Source organism: Novispirillum itersonii, from assembly GCF_014205675.1.
Lineage (GTDB): Bacteria > Pseudomonadota > Alphaproteobacteria > Rhodospirillales > Rhodospirillaceae > Novispirillum > Novispirillum itersonii_A.
Genome location: NZ_JACIIX010000011.1, coordinates 1 through 16,061, shown reverse-complemented (window position 1 = coordinate 16,061; position 16,061 = coordinate 1). Strand labels below are relative to the sequence as shown.

The 16,061-nt window shown below is 63.3% G+C and carries 12 protein-coding genes; 8 read left to right on the top strand and 4 right to left on the bottom strand.

What is annotated here, in order from left to right; all coding sequences use genetic code 11:
• Positions 1-26: 26 nt before the first annotated feature.
• The 3 genes from metH to FHS48_RS13965 are packed head-to-tail and all read right to left on the bottom strand — an operon-like array spanning position 27 to position 5,489.
• A complete protein-coding gene (metH, locus tag FHS48_RS13975; protein ID WP_184264198.1) occupies positions 27-3,548 on the bottom strand; it encodes a methionine synthase in 3,522 nt (1,173 codons plus the stop codon).
• Positions 3,549-3,603: 55 nt separating this feature from the next.
• Entirely contained in the window at positions 3,604-4,494 is an 891-nt protein-coding gene (gene metF, locus FHS48_RS13970) for a methylenetetrahydrofolate reductase (protein ID WP_184264197.1), read from the bottom strand.
• A 50-nt stretch (positions 4,495-4,544) separates the two neighbouring features.
• Positions 4,545-5,489 (bottom strand): ArsR/SmtB family transcription factor, encoded by a 945-nt coding sequence (locus tag FHS48_RS13965; protein ID WP_184264196.1) that lies wholly within the window; start codon positions 5,487-5,489, stop codon positions 4,545-4,547.
• A 481-nt stretch (positions 5,490-5,970) separates the two neighbouring features.
• Here FHS48_RS13965 and FHS48_RS13960 point away from each other — a divergent pair, with 481 nt between their 5' ends.
• The 5 genes from FHS48_RS13960 to FHS48_RS13940 all read left to right on the top strand — a co-directional run bounded on the left by FHS48_RS13960 (position 5,971) and on the right by FHS48_RS13940 (position 13,363).
• Positions 5,971-6,783, top strand: a complete 813-nt coding sequence (locus FHS48_RS13960) for an MlaA family lipoprotein (RefSeq protein WP_260402487.1) — start codon at positions 5,971-5,973, stop codon at positions 6,781-6,783.
• 239 nt (positions 6,784-7,022) lie between these two features.
• Complete coding sequence (locus FHS48_RS13955) at positions 7,023-7,664, top strand: MlaC/ttg2D family ABC transporter substrate-binding protein (protein ID WP_184264194.1); 642 nt, start codon at positions 7,023-7,025, stop codon at positions 7,662-7,664.
• A gap of 660 nt (positions 7,665-8,324) precedes the next feature.
• Positions 8,325-10,520 (top strand): methyl-accepting chemotaxis protein, encoded by a 2,196-nt coding sequence (locus tag FHS48_RS13950; protein WP_184264193.1) that lies wholly within the window; start codon positions 8,325-8,327, stop codon positions 10,518-10,520.
• A 108-nt stretch (positions 10,521-10,628) separates the two neighbouring features.
• Positions 10,629-12,911, top strand: a complete 2,283-nt coding sequence (locus FHS48_RS13945) for an ATP-dependent helicase (RefSeq protein WP_184264192.1) — start codon at positions 10,629-10,631, stop codon at positions 12,909-12,911.
• Between the two features lie 128 nt (positions 12,912-13,039).
• Positions 13,040-13,363, top strand: a complete 324-nt coding sequence (locus FHS48_RS13940) for a Dabb family protein (protein ID WP_184264191.1) — start codon at positions 13,040-13,042, stop codon at positions 13,361-13,363.
• Between the two features lie 151 nt (positions 13,364-13,514).
• On the opposite strand, the gene FHS48_RS20170 is transcribed toward FHS48_RS13940, so the two are convergent.
• Positions 13,515-13,637 carry a hypothetical protein gene (locus FHS48_RS20170; protein WP_260402486.1) on the bottom strand — a complete coding sequence of 41 codons (123 nt, stop codon included), beginning with the start codon at positions 13,635-13,637 and terminating at the stop codon, positions 13,515-13,517.
• 256 nt (positions 13,638-13,893) lie between these two features.
• Between FHS48_RS20170 and FHS48_RS13935 the strand changes: the two genes are divergently transcribed.
• From FHS48_RS13935 to FHS48_RS13925, 3 genes are all read left to right on the top strand, one after another.
• The gene (locus FHS48_RS13935; RefSeq protein ID WP_184264190.1) at positions 13,894-14,802 is read left to right on the top strand and encodes a 50S ribosomal protein L11 methyltransferase; all 909 of its coding nucleotides are present in this window, start codon (positions 13,894-13,896) and stop codon (positions 14,800-14,802) included.
• 22 nt (positions 14,803-14,824) lie between these two features.
• Complete coding sequence (locus tag FHS48_RS13930; RefSeq protein ID WP_184264372.1) at positions 14,825-15,586, top strand: UDP-N-acetyl glucosamine 2-epimerase; 762 nt, start codon at positions 14,825-14,827, stop codon at positions 15,584-15,586.
• A 172-nt stretch (positions 15,587-15,758) separates the two neighbouring features.
• Positions 15,759-16,055 (top strand): hypothetical protein, encoded by a 297-nt coding sequence (locus FHS48_RS13925; protein WP_184264189.1) that lies wholly within the window; start codon positions 15,759-15,761, stop codon positions 16,053-16,055.
• Positions 16,056-16,061: the final 6 nt, after the last annotated feature.

The window sequence follows — 16,061 nt, the reverse complement described above, 5'->3', positions numbered from 1 at the left end:
CGGGGCTGTCGGCGGATGGCCTGACCTCAGACCTTGAAGTACTTGGCCTGCGGGTGATGCAGGACAATGGCGCTGGTGGACTGTTCCGGATGCAGCTGATCCCCCTCGCTCATCCGCAGGCCCAGCCGGTCGGCCTTCAGCAGGTCGAGCAACAGGGCCTGATCGGCCAGATTGGGGCAGGCCGGATAGCCGAAGGAATAACGGGATCCCCGATAATTCTGCTTCAGCAGCTCCGGGATCTCGCGGGCGTCTTCCCCGGCAAAGCCAAGCTCGGCGCGGATCCGCTTGTGGACGTATTCAGCCATCGCCTCGGCCATTTCCACCGACAGGCCATGCAGGTACAGGTAATCCTGATAACGGTTGGCGGCGAACCAGTCGCGGGCGACATCAGAGGCGCGCTCGCCCATGGTCACCACCTGAAGGCCGATCACGTCGCGGTGGCCGCTGTCGGCTTCGCGCACGAAATCGGCCAGACACAGCCCGCCCTTGAACGGCTGGCGGGGGAAGGCAAAACGCCCGGCTTCCCGCTCATTGCCCTGTGCGTCGTCCTCGAACAGCACGATGGCGTCGCCGTCGCTGGCGCATTTCCAGTACCCATAGGCGGCCTTCGGATGCAGGATGTCCTCGGCCTCACACAGGTCCAGCATCCGCTTCAGGATCGGCTTGACGTCCTGCTGCACCCATGCCCGCCATTCATCGCGGTCGCGGCCCTGCTTTTTAAAGCCCCACTGGAACTGATACAGCATCACTTCGTTGATGTAGGGCACCAGCGCCTTCAGCGGCACATTCTCCACCAGTGCCGGCCCCCAGAACGGCGGGGCCGGAATGTCGTTGGCCTGTGCCAGCTCCTGACGGCGCAGCGAGATCTCGTCCCAGTCCACCGGGCGCTGGGTGATCGACTGCACATCCGGGGCGGCCATGTTCTCGTTGGATGACCGCCGCGACGGGCGCTGAGCCCGCTTGGTGGTGGCCTCCTTCACATGGTCGTCGAAGCGGCCCTCGACCACCTTGGCCATCAGGTCCAGTCCGTCAAAGGCATCGCGGGCATAGGCCACCAGTCCGGTGTCGCCGCCGTTGGCATAGGCCTTGACGCAGTCTTCCTCGACGAAGGCGCGGGTCAGCGCCGCACCGCCCAGCATCACCGGAACCGACAGCCCTTGACGGGCCATTTCCTCCAGATTTTCCTTCATGATGACGGTGGACTTCACCAGCAGGCCGGACATGCCGACGGCGTCGGCCTGATGTTCCTTTGCCGCCTGAATGATCGAGGCAATCGGCTGCTTGATACCCAGATTGATCACCCGGTAGCCGTTGTTGGTTAGGATGATATCGACAAGATTCTTGCCGATGTCATGGACATCGCCCTTGACGGTGGCCAGCACCAGCGTGCCCTTGGCCTGACCGTCGGCCTTTTCCATGAACTGCTCAAGGTAGGCGACGGCGGTTTTCATGGTTTCCGCCGATTGCAGCACGAAGGGAAGCTGCATCTGGCCGGAACCGAACAGCTCGCCCACCACCTTCATGCCGTCCAGCAACAGGGTGTTGATGATGTCCAGCGGGCTGTAGGTTTCCATCGCCTTGGCAAGGTCGGTTTCCAGATCCAGCCGGTCGCCGTCGACGATGCGCTGCTTCAGCCGGTCCTCAATGGTGGTCGGCAGGGCCTGCTTGACGGCAGTTCCGCCTTCCCGGTCCTTGAACAGGGCGATGAAGGCATGCAGGGGGTCATAGCCCTCGCGGCGGCGGTCAAAGATCAGATCTTCGGCCACCTGTACCTCTTCCGCCGGAATTTTGTGCAGCGGCAGGATCTTGGAGACATGGACGATCGCCCCGGTCATCCCGCGTTGCACGGCGTGATGCAGGAACACCGAGTTCAGCACCTGCCGGGCCAGCGGCTTCAGACCGAAGGAGATGTTGGACAGGCCGAGGATGATCTGACACTCGGGCAGCTCGCGGGCGATCTGTTCGATGGCGTTCAGGGTTTCCAGCCCCAGCTGACGGTCATCATCGTTGCCGGTGCAGATGGTGAAGGTCAGCGGGTCGAACATCAGGTCACTGGCGGGCAGGCCGCGTTCCTCGCAGGCGAACTGGTGCAGGCGCTTGGCAATCCGCACCTTGCCGTCACAGTCCTTCGCCATGCCGACTTCGTCGATGGTCAGGGCAATCACCGCCGCGCCGAACTTGCGGGCCAGCTTGACCCGTTCGTCGGCGTGGTGTTCGCCGTCCTCGAAGTTGATGGAGTTGATGATTGACTTGCCGCCGTACAGCTTCAGGGCGGTTTCAATCACCGGGGTTTCGGTGGAGTCGATCACCAGCGGCGCGTTGACCGACCCGCGCATGCGGCTGACCACCTGCGTCATGTCATGGATTTCGTTGCGGCCGACGAAGGCGGTGCAGATATCGAGGGTGTGGGATCCTTCCCGCACCTGTTCCCGGCCCATGGCGACGGTGCCGTCCCAGTCCTCGGCGTCCTGAAGCAGGCGGAACTTCTTCGACCCGTTGGCGTTGCAGCGTTCACCGATCGACAGGAAGGCGTTTTCCTGCCGCAGATCGACGCGGCCATAGAGGGAGGCGACGGCGGGCACCCAGTGATGGCTGCGCCTGACCGGGGCCGGGCGGTCGCCGTTGCCGACGCGGGTCAGCATGGCGTTGACGGCGGCGGTGTGGTCCGGGGTGGAGCCGCAGCAGGACCCGAGGATGTTGACCCCGTCTTCCTTCAGGAAGCGTTCGTGCCAGCTGGCCAGTTCGTTCGGGGTCAGCGGATAGTAGGTCTGGCCGTCGCGCAGCTCCGGCAGCCCGGCGTTGGGCTGGATCGAAATCAGGCCCGGCCAGTTTTCCGACAGCCATTTCACATGATCGGCCATTTCCGCCGGGCCGGTGGCACAGTTCAGGCCCATGCCGTCCACCCCCAGCGCATGGGCGATGGTGGCGGCGGCACCGATGTCGGTGCCGACCAGCAGGGTGCCGGTGGTTTCCACCGTCACCTGCAGCAGGATCGGGATGTGCTTTCCGGCCTGTTCCCGCGCCAGTTTGCTGCCGTTGATGGCGGCCTTGAACTGGAGCGGATCCTGACAGGTTTCGATCAGGATGGCATCACAGCCCCCGGCGATCAGCCCGGCGGCCTGAATATGATAGCCGCTTTCCAGCGTGTCATAATCAATATGGCCGAGGCTGGGCAGTTTGGTGCCCGGCCCGATGCCGCCCAGCACAAAGCGGGCCCGGCCATCATGGGCGAACTCTTCCGCCGCCTCGCGGGCGATTTCCGCCGAGCGTTTGTTGATCTCAAACGCCTTGCTGCCCAGTTCGAACTCTTCCAGCGTGAGCGGGCTGCCGCCGAAGCTGTTGGACTGCACCATATCGGCCCCGGCCGCATAATAGCGGGCGTGGATGGAGCGGATGACGTCCGGACGGGTCAGGTTCAGCACTTCCGTGCAGTTTTCCTTGCCGTCGAAGTCGCCATCGACCGACAGGTTCATCGCCTGCACCAGACTCCCCATGCCGCCGTCGCACAACAGCACGCGGTCCTTCAGGTGGGTCAGGAAATCGCTCATCACAGGGAGTCCTTATGGAAAGTCACAGCTGGGTAGAGATAGGACAGGCGGATGGTCAGGCCGCTGCCGGGCGCTGCGGGCGCACGCCGAGAATATGGCAGATGGCGTAGGTCAGGTCAGCGCGGTTGAGGGTGTAGAAGTGAAAATTCCGCACGCCGTCCTTCTGGAGGTCCTCGCACAGTTCGGCGGCGGTGGTGGCGGCGACCAGCTCGCGGGTGCGCGGGTCATCATCCAGCCCTTCAAAGCGGTCGCGCAGCCAGGCGGGAACGGTGGTGCCGCAGGCCCGCGAGAACTTGACCACCTGTGAGAAGTTGGTCACCGGCAGGATGCCCGGCACGATCGGCACACCGATCCCGGCGGCCTGCGCCCGGTCAACAAAGCGGCGGTAGGTGTCGGCATCAAAGAAGTACTGGGTGATGGCGCGGGTGGCCCCGGCGTCGATCTTGCGCTTCAGGTTGTCCAGATCATCGCGGGCGGACAGCGCCTGCGGGTGCACTTCCGGGTAGGCTGCCACCGAAATTTCGAAATCAGCGACCGCCTTCAGGCCTTCGATCAGGTCGGCGGCATAGGCATAGCCGCCCGGATGCGGCAGGTAATCGGTTTCCCCATCCGGCGGATCGCCGCGCAGGGCGACCAGATGGCGGATTCCGGCATCCCAGTATTCCTGTGCCACCGCATTCACCTCTTCCCGGGTGGCGGCGACGCAGGTCAGATGGGCGGCGGCGGGAATGCCGAAATCGCGGGTGATGGAGGTGACGATGTCATGGGTCCGCTCCCGGGTGGATCCGCCAGCCCCGTAGGTGACGGAGACGAACGACGGGGCCAGCGGCGCCAGACGCTTGACGCAGGTCCACAGGTTTTCCTGCATCTTCTCGGTCTTCGGCGGGAAGAACTCGAAGCTGACTTCGATCGGTTTGGTGATCGCGGCCTGTTGGGACTCGGTCATGGTCTTTCAAACTCCGGGAAAGGGAACACGGGGACGGCGAGGAAACGGGATCAGGCGGCTTTTTCCGCCAGCCACAGCACCACGGTCAGCGGCTGGCCGGAGGCCGGGCGTCCGGCAAGGGATTCTGCCGAGGTCAGGGTCAGTCCGGCATGGCAGCACCACGCCGAGACCTCCTCGGTGGAAAAGCCGAGGCGGCGGTGGTTGTGCTGGGTGCGCAGCTCTTCCAGATCGTGCGGGGCAAAGTCGATCACCGCCAGCCGTCCGCCGGGGGCCAGCACGCGGGCGGCCTCCTGAATCGCAGCGGCGGGACGGTCAGCGTAGTGCAGAACCTGATGGATGGTCACCAGATCGGCGGTGGCATCGGGCAGGGGCACCGCATACATATCCCCCGGGCGGGCGACGCAGTGGCGCAGGCCGTCCCGGTCCAGCGCGGCGCGGGCCACCGCCAGCATTTCGCGGCTGAGATCCAGTCCGGTAGCCTGATCGGCCTGTGGCCCCAGCAGGGTCAGCAGGCGGCCGGTGCCGGTGCCGATATCAACCAGATGGCGGATCCGCCCGTTGCCGAGACGGCTCAGCAGGGCCCGGTCCACTTCCCGGTCATCAACATGCAGGGACCGGATGGCATCCCAGTTGGCGGCATTGTCGCGGAAGTAGGCGGCGGCGGCTTCGGCGCGCTCTTCCCGGACCTGATCCATCCGGGCGCGGTCGGCGCTGAGAACGGCGTCATCCTCGGGGATCAGGCCGAGGATGTGGCCGGTCAGGGCGGCACCGTCCCCGTTGCGGGCCGCGCGGTAGAACACCCAGCTGCCTTCACGGAACCGCTCGAGCAACTCCGTGTCACACAGCACTTTCAGGTGGCGGGAAATACGCGGCTGGCTTTGCCCGACGATCCGGCACATGTCGGTGACGGTCAGGTCACCCCGGGCGCAGAGGGCCAGAAGACGCAGGCGCGTCTCTTCTCCGGCGGCGCGCAGTCCGGCAAGTACGGTTTCCATGACGGCTCCTGAGCAGGCAGTGTGGTGGGCAGGCGATGGCTCTACTCTTAAAGCGACATAAGGATATCTTTATATCTGGATGTGTCCAGAGGAATTTTGCCGGTGCGGTTGCCCGGGGCCTGACCGTTGCAGTGCACCCATGCCAGAAAGTGACTGGTGCAGGCGTGTCATCTCTGCCACTATCCGCAGCAATTGTACGCGGGACCACGGGGGCAGTCTGTCCTCGTGTCTGGAAATTTTAACCATTGTGTGCTACCGCTTTCTAAGCAGGTCACGCAGTGTCAGCCCTGAAAAGGGCCTGAAATAAAGCGCGGACAGGCAGTTTTTGTGGACTCCGACAGGGCGGAAGGGACCGCTCTGAAGGAAACCGGCGCAGTGTTCCGGGGCTGACAGGCTCCGGTCAGCAGAGAGCAGCGGCTGCCGCCGAATGACAGAGGCAGGGATCGATAAACAGATGGACCGACCGCAGATGGGCCAAGAAATGTCTCACCGTGCTGCTGGCATTGCGGCCGCATTCCTTCCGTTCCGGCGCTGGCGCAAGGCCGGTCTGCGGGCTGCCCTGCTGGGCACCGTGCTGCTGACCGCCACCGCCTGTGCCTCTTCCGACACCGGTGCCAATGACCCGCTGGAACCGGTCAACCGGGCCGTGTACGGCGTCAACCAGGCGGTTGACTATGTGCTTCTGCGTCCGCTGGCCTATGCCTACCGCGACGGTCTGCCGGACCCGATTCAGGAGCGGATCGGCAATACGCTGCGCAATCTGGCCAGCCCGGTGGTTCTGGCCAACGACCTGATGCAGGGCGAGTGGGACCGGGCGTGGACCACGTTCATGCGCTTCCTGATCAATTCCACCTGGGGTCTGGCCGGTCTGCATGACATCGCCGCCCCGATGGGCTTCAAGCGCCACGACGAAGATTTCGGCCAGACCCTGGCCACCGCCGGTGTGGGCGAAGGCCCGTATCTGGTGTTGCCGCTTCTCGGGCCCTCCAACGCCCGCGATGCCGTCGGCCGGGCGGTTGACTGGGCGATGGATCCGGTGCGCATTCTGGCGGCGGCCAAAAACTGGGATGAGTTCCAGTGGGCCCGGACCGGCCTGACCATTGTCGATGCCCGTGCCGGTCTGATCGACCCGATCAACGAGATTGAACGGTCTTCTCTGGATACCTATGTCGCCCTGCGCAGTATGTACCGTCAGCGCCGGGCCGCCGAAATCAGCAATCAGCCCGCCGGAGCCTATGCCGGTGGGGTCGATGGGGCCTCCTTCGACTTCCAGGATCCGCCGAAAAAGCAGTGATCCGGCTGTTGTCTGTTTCAGGGCCGCCCTCCGGATTTTCCGGGGGGCGGTTCTGTTAGGGCGTCGTGCGACGGCAGCCGGGGTCCGGCTGTCTCCCGCGCGGCGGGGGCGATGCCCCCGCAGAATGTCACACCGGAACCATATTTCAGGTGTGTCGTGTGTTTTGCCACCGTATGGTGTCCCCGTCCGCCGGGGGCGGCTTCTTTGGTCCCGATCTGTAAAGCAGGAAGCTCAGTCAGATGATGCGTTGGATTCGCTGGATTGCTCCGGTGCTTATGGTGTTGGTTTCGGTGATGGCCTCAATGCAGGCTCCGGCAGCCGCTGCGGCTGATCTCGAGAAGGCCCGGGCGATGGTCGCGGAAGTGGCCGAGCAGGGGGTGCGCGAGGTTGTCGGTGCCAATGTGCCGCAGGCGGAGAAGATTGAACGGTTCCGTGGCCTGTTCGACCGGTATTTTGATATGCCGTCGATTGCCCGCTTTGTGCTGGGGCGGTCGTGGAAGGATGCCGATGCGGCGCAGCAGGCGCGCTTTGTCGAGCAGTTCCGGGAACTGAACGTCTACACCTGGGCGCGCCGCTTCAAGGACTACAACGGCCAGAAGCTGGCTGTGACCGGGGTGCAGGCTGACGGCGACGCCGGGGCTTACGTCGATACGATGGTGGAGCAGACGGAAGGCCAGAAGCCGCTGTCGGTGCGTTGGCGCCTGCGGATGCGCGAGGATGGCTGGCGGGTGGTTGACCTGATTGTCGAAGGGGTTTCGATGGCCATCACATACCGTTCTGAATATTCCGCAGCGCTGTCTGATCCGTCGGTGACGGTTGGCCGCCTCAATGATCTGATCCGTTTGCAGGTTGATCAGATGAAGGCACAGCAGCCGTCCTGATGTGCGGTCCGGGGGTGGTTTTGGCCTTCCTCTGATTGCGGAGGAGCTGGTTATAAAAAGGTCAGAACTGTCCGGACTGTGGACACTGTGCCGATCTCGTGTCTGGTCTTTGAACAGACCCGTTGAAAAAACCGCCCGGTGCAAACCGGGCGGTTTTTGTATGCTGTCAGTCGAAAAAGTGAGCGCGCAAGCCGATTATACGATGGTGTTGCGTTCCATCACGCGGAAAAAGGGGGTGTTGAACCTGTCGTAGGCCTTCCGCAGGATGGAAGACTGCGAATCGGCGGATTTGCTGATGTTTCCGGGATTCTGTGACAGGGTAATCCGCCATGCTATCAGCGGAACAGGGTCACTTTATGAATTGATCATGGATTTTTTTGGAAGATAGTGCCGAAAAAAGCATATTTGATAGTTTTTTCGCCTAACTGCCCTCGGGCTTGTTGTTGTCTGCCCCTTTCGGCCACTATCGCAGGAATGGCAGACAGAACGGGCGTAAGGAGGATGCTCCCGGGATGTCAATGTTTACCGGCACGCAGAAGCCGGACTGAACCGGGGATACCCATGTTTAAAAGAATGAAGCTCAGGGGCCAGCTTTCCGTCGTTAATGTTCTGTTCCTCATACCTTCGGTCATCTTTCTCGGGCTGCTGCTCAATGAAAAAATGACCTTGGTGAAGGATACGGAACGGGAACTCTACGGACTGACCATCCTAAAATGGTTGTCCTCGGTTGATGAGGCGGTGGCCCTCAACCTCACCGGGGCGGCGGCTCCACCCGCCGAGCCGCTGGTGGCCCAGCAGGCGGCGGCGGTGGCACAGTCCGGCAATCTGCCGGGGGTCAGCGACAGTGTCGCCAAGGCCGCCGCCGCGCTGGAAGCGTGGCAGAAGGCGGCCAATCCCGATACCCTGTTTTCCTTGCGGGGGGCGGTGGCGGAAGCCCGCCGTGCCGCCGCCAATCAGTCCGGCATCAGTGCCGATGCCAACCCTGAAATCTCCGCCCTGATGGCGGTGACGCTGGACCGGACACCGTTGGTGTCCAGACTGCTGGGGCAAAGCACCGACCTGTACCTGAAGGCGGCCCCCCGGAAGATGATCACATCGGAAGGGAATATGGAGATCCTGAAGGCCGAAGGGGTGATTGTGAATGCCCTTCAGTCGGTGGATCAGGCGATGTCAGTGGTGGCGGCGACGGCCCCGGCCCTGATGCCGGTGCTTGAGGAACCGGCAAAAACCTTCGTGCAGCAGTCTAACTTTCTGGCTTCGACCCTGAAAGCCAAGGCGGAGCCGCAGGAACCGGCGATGGCGGCGGCCCTTGGTTTGCCGATCGGGGCGGCGCGGATCCTGAAAAAGGATGTGGCCGAAATTGCCGAACTGGCCCCGAAGGTGATCGCGGCCGCCTATGGCTTCGACCGGCTGGTGCTTGACACCGCCAATGCCCAGCTGGAAGCCCGGGACAAGGCGGCATGGCGGATTGCCATCCTCAGCCTTGCCCTGTCGCTGGCGGCGGTGGCGGTGATTTTTGTCGGGGTTCAGGTCTTCATTCAGCGCCGTCTGGTGGATCCGCTGTCAAAACTGGCCGATGCGGTGGAGCTGCTGGCCCGGGGGGATACCAGCGGCCGAATGCCGAGTTTCGCCCGCAGTGACGAGATCGGGTCGATGTCCGTGGCGCTGGAATCGCTGCACACGGTGACGGTCCGCGCCTTTATGCTCCAGGATATGCTGGAGGAAATGCCGATCAATATCCTGACCTGCTCGGCGCAGGATGGCACCGTGACCTATTTCAACAAGGCGATGGGGACCGTGCTGTACGATATGCGGCAACATCTGCCCTGCGATCCTGCGGCCCTGACGGGGCGTCGGGTCAGCGATCTGCCGGGGGGCGGAGCTGATCTGCTGCGGCAGGTGACGCAGGCCGCCACCCTGCCGCACCGCGCCCGGATTGCGATCGGGGACGAGACGGTTGATCAGCGCCTCAGTGCCCTGCACGACCAGTCCGGGGCCCATGTCAGTACGATGCTGATCTGGACGGTGGTCTCGGCGCAGGAGCGTCTGTCCAATACCTTCCGCACCACGATTGACGGGGTGTTGAGTGATGTCCGCAGTGTCTCCGATGCTGTGGTGTCGCTGAATGCCTTTGCCGAGGAAGCGACATCCGAGACGCTGTCTGTCTCCGGGATGGTGGAAGATACGTCGGCGACCGTGCAGTCGGTGGCGGCAGCGGCGGAGGAACTCGCGGCCTCCATCGGCGAGATCAGCGCGCAGGTCGGGCGTTCGGCCGCCATCGCGGCAGAGGCGGCGCAGGGAGCGCAGCGCAGCAGCGAAACCCTCTCCGGTCTGGCGCAGGTGACCCACCGCATCGGCGAGATCACCAGCATGATCACCGAGATTGCCTCCCAGACCCAGATGCTGGCCCTGAACGCAACCATTGAAGCGGCCCGCGCCGGGGATGCCGGGAAAGGCTTCGCGGTGGTGGCGGAGGAGGTCAAAGGGCTGGCCCAGCAGACGGCCAAGGCGACGGAAGACATTGCCGCCCAGATCTCCGCAGTGCAGGAGGCGGCGCTGGATGCGGTCCGGGTGAACGATGAGGTGTCGGGGACCATCGGGGCGATCGAGCAGATTGCCGCAACCATCACCGAATCGGTGGAGCAGCAGTCAGCGGCGACCCGGGAAATGGCCGAACACATCACGGTGGCGTCGGAGCGGACGCGGACCGTGGTGGAGCGGCTGGACGGTATGCGCAGCAGCATCACCCGCACCAGTTCCCACACCGGAACGCTGGCGGAAACCGCATCGATGCTGGATGGCCGCACGCAGGGGCTGTCCGGGGAGTGGGACCGTTTTGTGAAAACAACGACCTGACGGTCTTGCAGACCATCAACGGGGACGGGGCTGCCGAAGGGTGGCCCCGTTCTGCTTTTGTCCGCATTTTTTGCTGTGTGATTGCCCGGAAGCCCCTATAGTACCGGCATGATGGACGACGCCTTTGACCTGACCGAAGACTACACCCCCCCTCCGCCGCCGGTGGGAATGGATCCTCCTTGGCTGACCGGCCTGAATCCGGAGCAGCGGCAGGCGGTGACAATCACCGAAGGGCCGCTGCTGGTTCTGTCCGGGGCCGGCACCGGCAAGACCCGGGTGCTGACCACCCGGCTGACCCATATCATTGCCTCGCGGCTGGCCCAGCCGTGGCGGGTGCTGGCGGTGACCTTCACCAACCGGGCAGCCCGGGAAATGCGGGAACGGGTCTCCGGCCTGATCGGCCCGGCCGCCGATGCGGTCTGGCTGGGCACCTTCCATGCGCTGGCCCTGCGGATGCTGCGCAAGCATGCCGACAAGGTCGGCCTTCAGTCCGGTTTCAGCATTCTGGACAGCGATGACCAGAACCGCGTCCTCAAAGCCCTGATGGAAGAGGCCGGGGTGGACGTGAAGAAGTGGCCGGTGGTGATGGTCATGGGGGTGATCCAGCGCTGGAAGGACCGGGGATGGACGCCCGATCAGGTTCCGGGGCAGGAAACCGGCGGGGAGATCGCCGGGGGGCGCCTGTTGGAGCTGTACCGCGCCTATCAGGCCCGGCTGCTGGCACTGAATGCCTGTGACTTCGGCGATCTGCTGCTGCATGTGCTGGTGATCCTGCGCGATCATGTTGAGGTTCTGGCCGCCTATCAGGATCAGTTCCGCTACATTCTGGTGGATGAGTATCAGGATACCAATACCGCCCAGTATCTGTGGCTGCGTCTGCTGGCGCGCGGGCACCGTAATATCTGCTGTGTCGGGGACGACGATCAGTCGATCTATTCGTGGCGGGGGGCCGAGGTCGGCAACATTCTGCGCTTCGAACATGATTTTCCCGGTGCGCAGGTGGTGCGGCTGGAGCGGAATTACCGTTCAACCCCGACGATTCTCGGGGCGGCGTCGGCGCTGATCCGCAATAACACCGGTCGGCTCGGCAAGGACCTGCGGGCCGCCGGGGCCACCGAAGATGGCGATCCGATCCGCGTCTATGGGGTCTGGGATGGCCCGGCGGAGGCCCGCCATGTGGTGGAGCAGATGGAAAGCCTGCACCGCCGGGGCGAGCGGCTGGCATCGATGGCGGTTCTGGTGCGGGCCGGGTTCCAGACCCGTGAGTTTGAAGAACGCCTGATCACCACCGGGACGCCCTATCGCATGGTCGGCGGTCTGCGCTTCTATGAACGGCAGGAAATCCGCGATGCGATGGCCTATCTGCGCCTGATTGAGCAGCCTGCCGATGATCTGGCCTTTGAGCGGATTATCAATCTGCCGAAGCGCGGGTTGGGTGATGCCGCCTTGCAGACCATCCATCTGTCATCCCGGGCTTTGGGCTGTCCGCTGTTGCAGGCGGCGCGCTCGGTGCTGGAGACTGATGAGCTGAAGCCGAAGCCTCGTGCCGCCCTGCGCGGGTTTGTCGAGGCGATTGATGAATGGGCCGCTCTGCGGGAGCAGATGGATCCGTCGGAACTGGCGGCGACGGTGCTGGATGGTTCCGGTTATCTGGAGATGTGGAAGAAGGACAAGAGCCCGGAGGCTCCGGGCCGGGTAGAAAACCTTCAGGAATTTATCCGTGGGCTGGAAGACTACGACAGCCTGATGGACTTTCTGGAACACGTCTCGCTGGTGATGGAGAACGACAGCAAGGCCGAAAGCGGCGATGCAGTCACCCTGATGACCCTGCACGCCGCAAAGGGACTGGAGTTTGACACCGTCTTCCTGCCGGGGTGGGAAGAAGAGGTCTTCCCCAACCGTCGGGCGCTGGATGAGGGCGGCGTCTCGGCGCTGGAGGAAGAGCGGCGGCTGGCCTATGTCGGCCTGACCCGGGCCCGGAAGCGGGTGTTCATCACCCATGCCTCGCAGCGCCGGATTTTCCGCGACTGGGTGATGTGCGTGCCGTCCCGGTTTATCGGCGAGGTTCCGGAGGAGTTTAAGGAAGAGGACTCTGATGTCGGCCTGATGGGTGGCGGGCGTGGACAGCGGGAGCCGTGGTCCAGCTGGGATGGGGCCGGGGCTGACAGTGGCTGGGGGCAGCGCAAGCAGGCTTTCCGGGAGAAGGAAGGGCTGACGTGGCAGGTGGCGGCCCGGGACAGTGCTGGTGGATTTTCCGTCGGGGACCGGGTGTTTCATCAGAAGTTCGGTCATGGCCGGGTCTGTGCCGTGGATGGCAACAAGCTGGAGGTCGATTTTGACAAGGCCGGGCGCAAGAAGGTGATCGACAGTTTCGTCAGCGCGGAGCCCTGAAGCCTGAGGCTGGCCTTTCCCTTGACGGCGCAGGGGAAAGGGTGCATGTGCAGGGCAACCGGGGCGGGATGCCCCACAACGATTGCGGAGCGGTCAGAGGCCTGCTCTGCCGGTGAAGAGGTGAAGCTGTGATCCGTCACATTGTGCTGTTCAGCGCCAAAAATCAGGCTGATGTGGAAGTGATCCGCGATGGTCTGTCGATTCTCCGCGACATTCCCGGATCTCATCATTTTGAAGTCGCTTACAATTCCAAGCGCGATGGTCTGTCGAAGGAAATCGACGTGATCGTCTACGGGGAGTTCGACAGCTACGAAGCGCTTGAGGCCTATAAGGCCCACCCGTTGTATGAAGAGTCGATCCGCCGGGTCCGGCCGCTGCGCGAAATCCGGATGGCCGTCGACTTCGAAAGCGCCTTTGCCCACAGCAGTCTGGCGCGGGAAACCGCTGCCTGAGCTGCTGGAAGTGTCGTTGGAGAAAAACCCCCGCTGGGCGTGTCACGCCAGCGGGGGTTTGTTTTTGGCGCAGGCACTGCGTGCTGTGGCCTGATCGTTAACGGGAAGACCCTCTTCGACCTGAGGCCGGACCGCCTTGAAGGCGACGGTGTCAGCGCTTGCCGCGCAGCCAACGCGACAGCGTGGAGAAGAAGCTGCCAGCCATGGCACCCCGGGCCGCGGTGGCAGCCTGATATGCGGAGACGGTGTTGGTTTCGGGCGACAGGGTGGACATGTCAGGTCTCCTTGAAACATGAGAGTCAGCATTGCTGACCTTTCTCTTATACCTTACTCGCTTGCGTCAGGATCTGGAGCGCCATTTTTGCACGGTCCCTGCGCATTTGGTGCATGGCTGCTGCCATACTACCCGTTCGGGTTGGGGTGAGCCTGTGCGCATAGAAACGGGCGCTGAAAACCACAAGACAGGCGGGGCTGAGGCTGGTAAAAACCGCGGAAGAACGGTCTGATTCGGTCAGGAAGGAACAGCTGCAATGGCGCATAAGAAGGCTCAGGACGTGTACCGTCTGCGCTTCGTGATCCCGAAAGAAGCGGTGGAAGCCTATGAAACGGCTCTGGAGCCGCATTTTGGTGCCTTCCTGTGCTTTCTGATCGAAGATGGCGGGCCGCAGGATGGCATGTGGATGGTCGATGCCTATTCGGATGGTCCGTTTGATCAGGCAGAAGTGACGGCAGCCCTGTCACTGGCGGCGCAGGTTGCGGGGATCCCGGAGCCTGAGCTGACCGTTGAGCATGAAGCGCCGCGGAATTGGCTGGCGGAAAACCTGCAAAGCTTCCCGCCGATCCGCGCCGGGCGGTTCTTCGTGCATGGTTCCCATTGGACGGACCGCCCTCCGGTTGGCAGCATTCCTCTGCTGGTGGATGCGGCGACGGCATTTGGATCCGGGGAACATCAGAGCACCTATGGTTGCCTGTTGGCGCTGGACCAGATTGGCAAGGAAGGTGCGCCGATCACCACCGGCCTTGGCAATGCCCTTGATATGGGCTGCGGATCGGGGATCCTTGGGCTGGCGATGGCCAAGCGCTGGAAGATTCCGGTGGTGGCGACTGACATTGATGAAGAAAGCGTCCGCGTGACCCGCTTCAATGCTCAGCGGAATGGTGTCGCTCATCACATGACCATTTTCCCGGGGGATGGCTTTAAGACCCGCGCTGTGAAGGAAAATGGTCCTTACGACGTGATCTGCGCCAATATTCTGGCTCGGCCGCTGTGTTCGATGGCGCGTGACCTTGCTGCGGCGCTTGCTCCGGGCGGGCGGGTGATTCTGGCGGGTCTGCTGGAGCGTCAGGAAACCATGGTCCGTGCCGCTTATCAGATGCAGGGGCTGCGGCTGAAGCGCCGGATTCGGCTGAAGCCGTGGGTGACTCTGGTTCTGGAATAACGGGTACGTCTTCTGTCTCTGGATTCCCGATGGGCAAAGAAAGAGTGCTTGTGCTGACCTGCATTTTGCCCCAACACCGGGGGCGCGGGAGAACCTGCTGCGGGAAGGGGTTCCGGAAGACCGGATCGTGGTGACGGGCAATACGGTGATTGATGCGCTGTTGCTGGCCCGCCGCATGCTGGAGCAAAAACGGGCGGCTTCCGCACGGCCGGACCCCGGCCCTGAGGTTGTGAACGACGCGCCGATGGTGCTTGTGACCCTGCATCGCCGTGAAAACCTGCGTGCAGACCGTCTTGCACAGGTTGAAGAGGCTCTGGTCCGGTTATCGGTGGAAGAGGGGTGCCGCGTTGTTTTCCCGGCGCATCCCAATCCGGCTCTGTCGGGGCTGGTCCAGCGTCTTCGGGGCAGGCATCCGAACCTTCAGGTGATCGCGCCCCAAACCTATGTTGATTTTATCGGTCTTCTTGAGGATGCCTCGATGATCCTGAGTGACTCCGGAGGGGTGCAGGAGGAAGCCGCATTTCTGGGGAAGCTGGTTCTGATCATGCGGGACAGCACGGAACGGCCCGAGGTCCTGGGCGCGGGGACCGGGCAGCTGGTCGGGACCGACGCCGGAACCATTCTCGCAGCGGTGCGGGAGATTCTGCCCGGTCTGCGGGCCGGGGGACCCTCCACACGGGGGACGCTGGCCTTCGGGACCGGTGGGGCGGCTGAGATGATAGTCCGCCATCTGATGGAGCAGGAAACGTCAGGTCTTCCGGGAGGGGACAATGTCCGGCAGTAACCGTTTCTCGGGGAACGACCGCCTGTTTATGGCCTTGACGGCTCTTGTTGTTCTGGCGCCGCTGCCGCTGGCCTCCAACCGGCCGTAGTCATGGTCTTTGCTGGCCGTGGCCGTGGGGGGGATTGCTGTCCTCTGGGCGGTCGCGGCTCTCCGGGGGCGGATTAACCCCGGCATGCCGTTGCGGCGCCTGAGAGTGCCAGCCCTGCTGTTTGCTGTGGCCGTGGTCTGGGGGGGCGTCCAGTGCCTGCCGGTTGTGCCGGATGAGTGGGCGCATCCGATCTGGCGCGAGGCCGCCGGGGCGCTTGGGATCGCAGGCTCCGGTGTGATTTCCGCAGATCCGGAAAAAACCGTTAATGCCCTGATCCGCCTGATGACCTATGTGGACTTGCCCGGAAAAAGTGGAGAGGGAACCGGGCTTTATGCGGCCAGCTTAAGAGCGGTGCTCTCGAACTGGATGGGGCTCATATAGCCTAAG

Bases quoted from the DNA above. Each gene is read 5' to 3' on its own strand.
- metH (WP_184264198.1), bottom strand. From the start codon at position 3,548: ATGAGCGATTTCCTGACCCACCTGAAGGACCGCGTGCTGTTGTGCGAC.
- FHS48_RS13935 (WP_184264190.1), top strand. From the start codon at position 13,894: ATGGCGCATAAGAAGGCTCAGGACGTGTACCGTCTGCGCTTCGTGATC.
- FHS48_RS13950 (WP_184264193.1), top strand. From the start codon at position 8,325: ATGACCTTGGTGAAGGATACGGAACGGGAACTCTACGGACTGACCATC.
- metF (WP_184264197.1), bottom strand. From the start codon at position 4,494: ATGACCGAGTCCCAACAGGCCGCGATCACCAAACCGATCGAAGTCAGC.
- FHS48_RS20170 (WP_260402486.1), bottom strand. From the start codon at position 13,637: ATGTCCACCCTGTCGCCCGAAACCAACACCGTCTCCGCATATCAGGCT.
- FHS48_RS13965 (WP_184264196.1), bottom strand. From the start codon at position 5,489: ATGGAAACCGTACTTGCCGGACTGCGCGCCGCCGGAGAAGAGACGCGC.
- FHS48_RS13925 (WP_184264189.1), top strand. From the start codon at position 15,759: ATGCCGTTGCGGCGCCTGAGAGTGCCAGCCCTGCTGTTTGCTGTGGCC.
- FHS48_RS13955 (WP_184264194.1), top strand. From the start codon at position 7,023: ATGATGCGTTGGATTCGCTGGATTGCTCCGGTGCTTATGGTGTTGGTT.
- FHS48_RS13960 (WP_260402487.1), top strand. From the start codon at position 5,971: ATGTCTCACCGTGCTGCTGGCATTGCGGCCGCATTCCTTCCGTTCCGG.
- FHS48_RS13945 (WP_184264192.1), top strand. From the start codon at position 10,629: ATGATGGACGACGCCTTTGACCTGACCGAAGACTACACCCCCCCTCCG.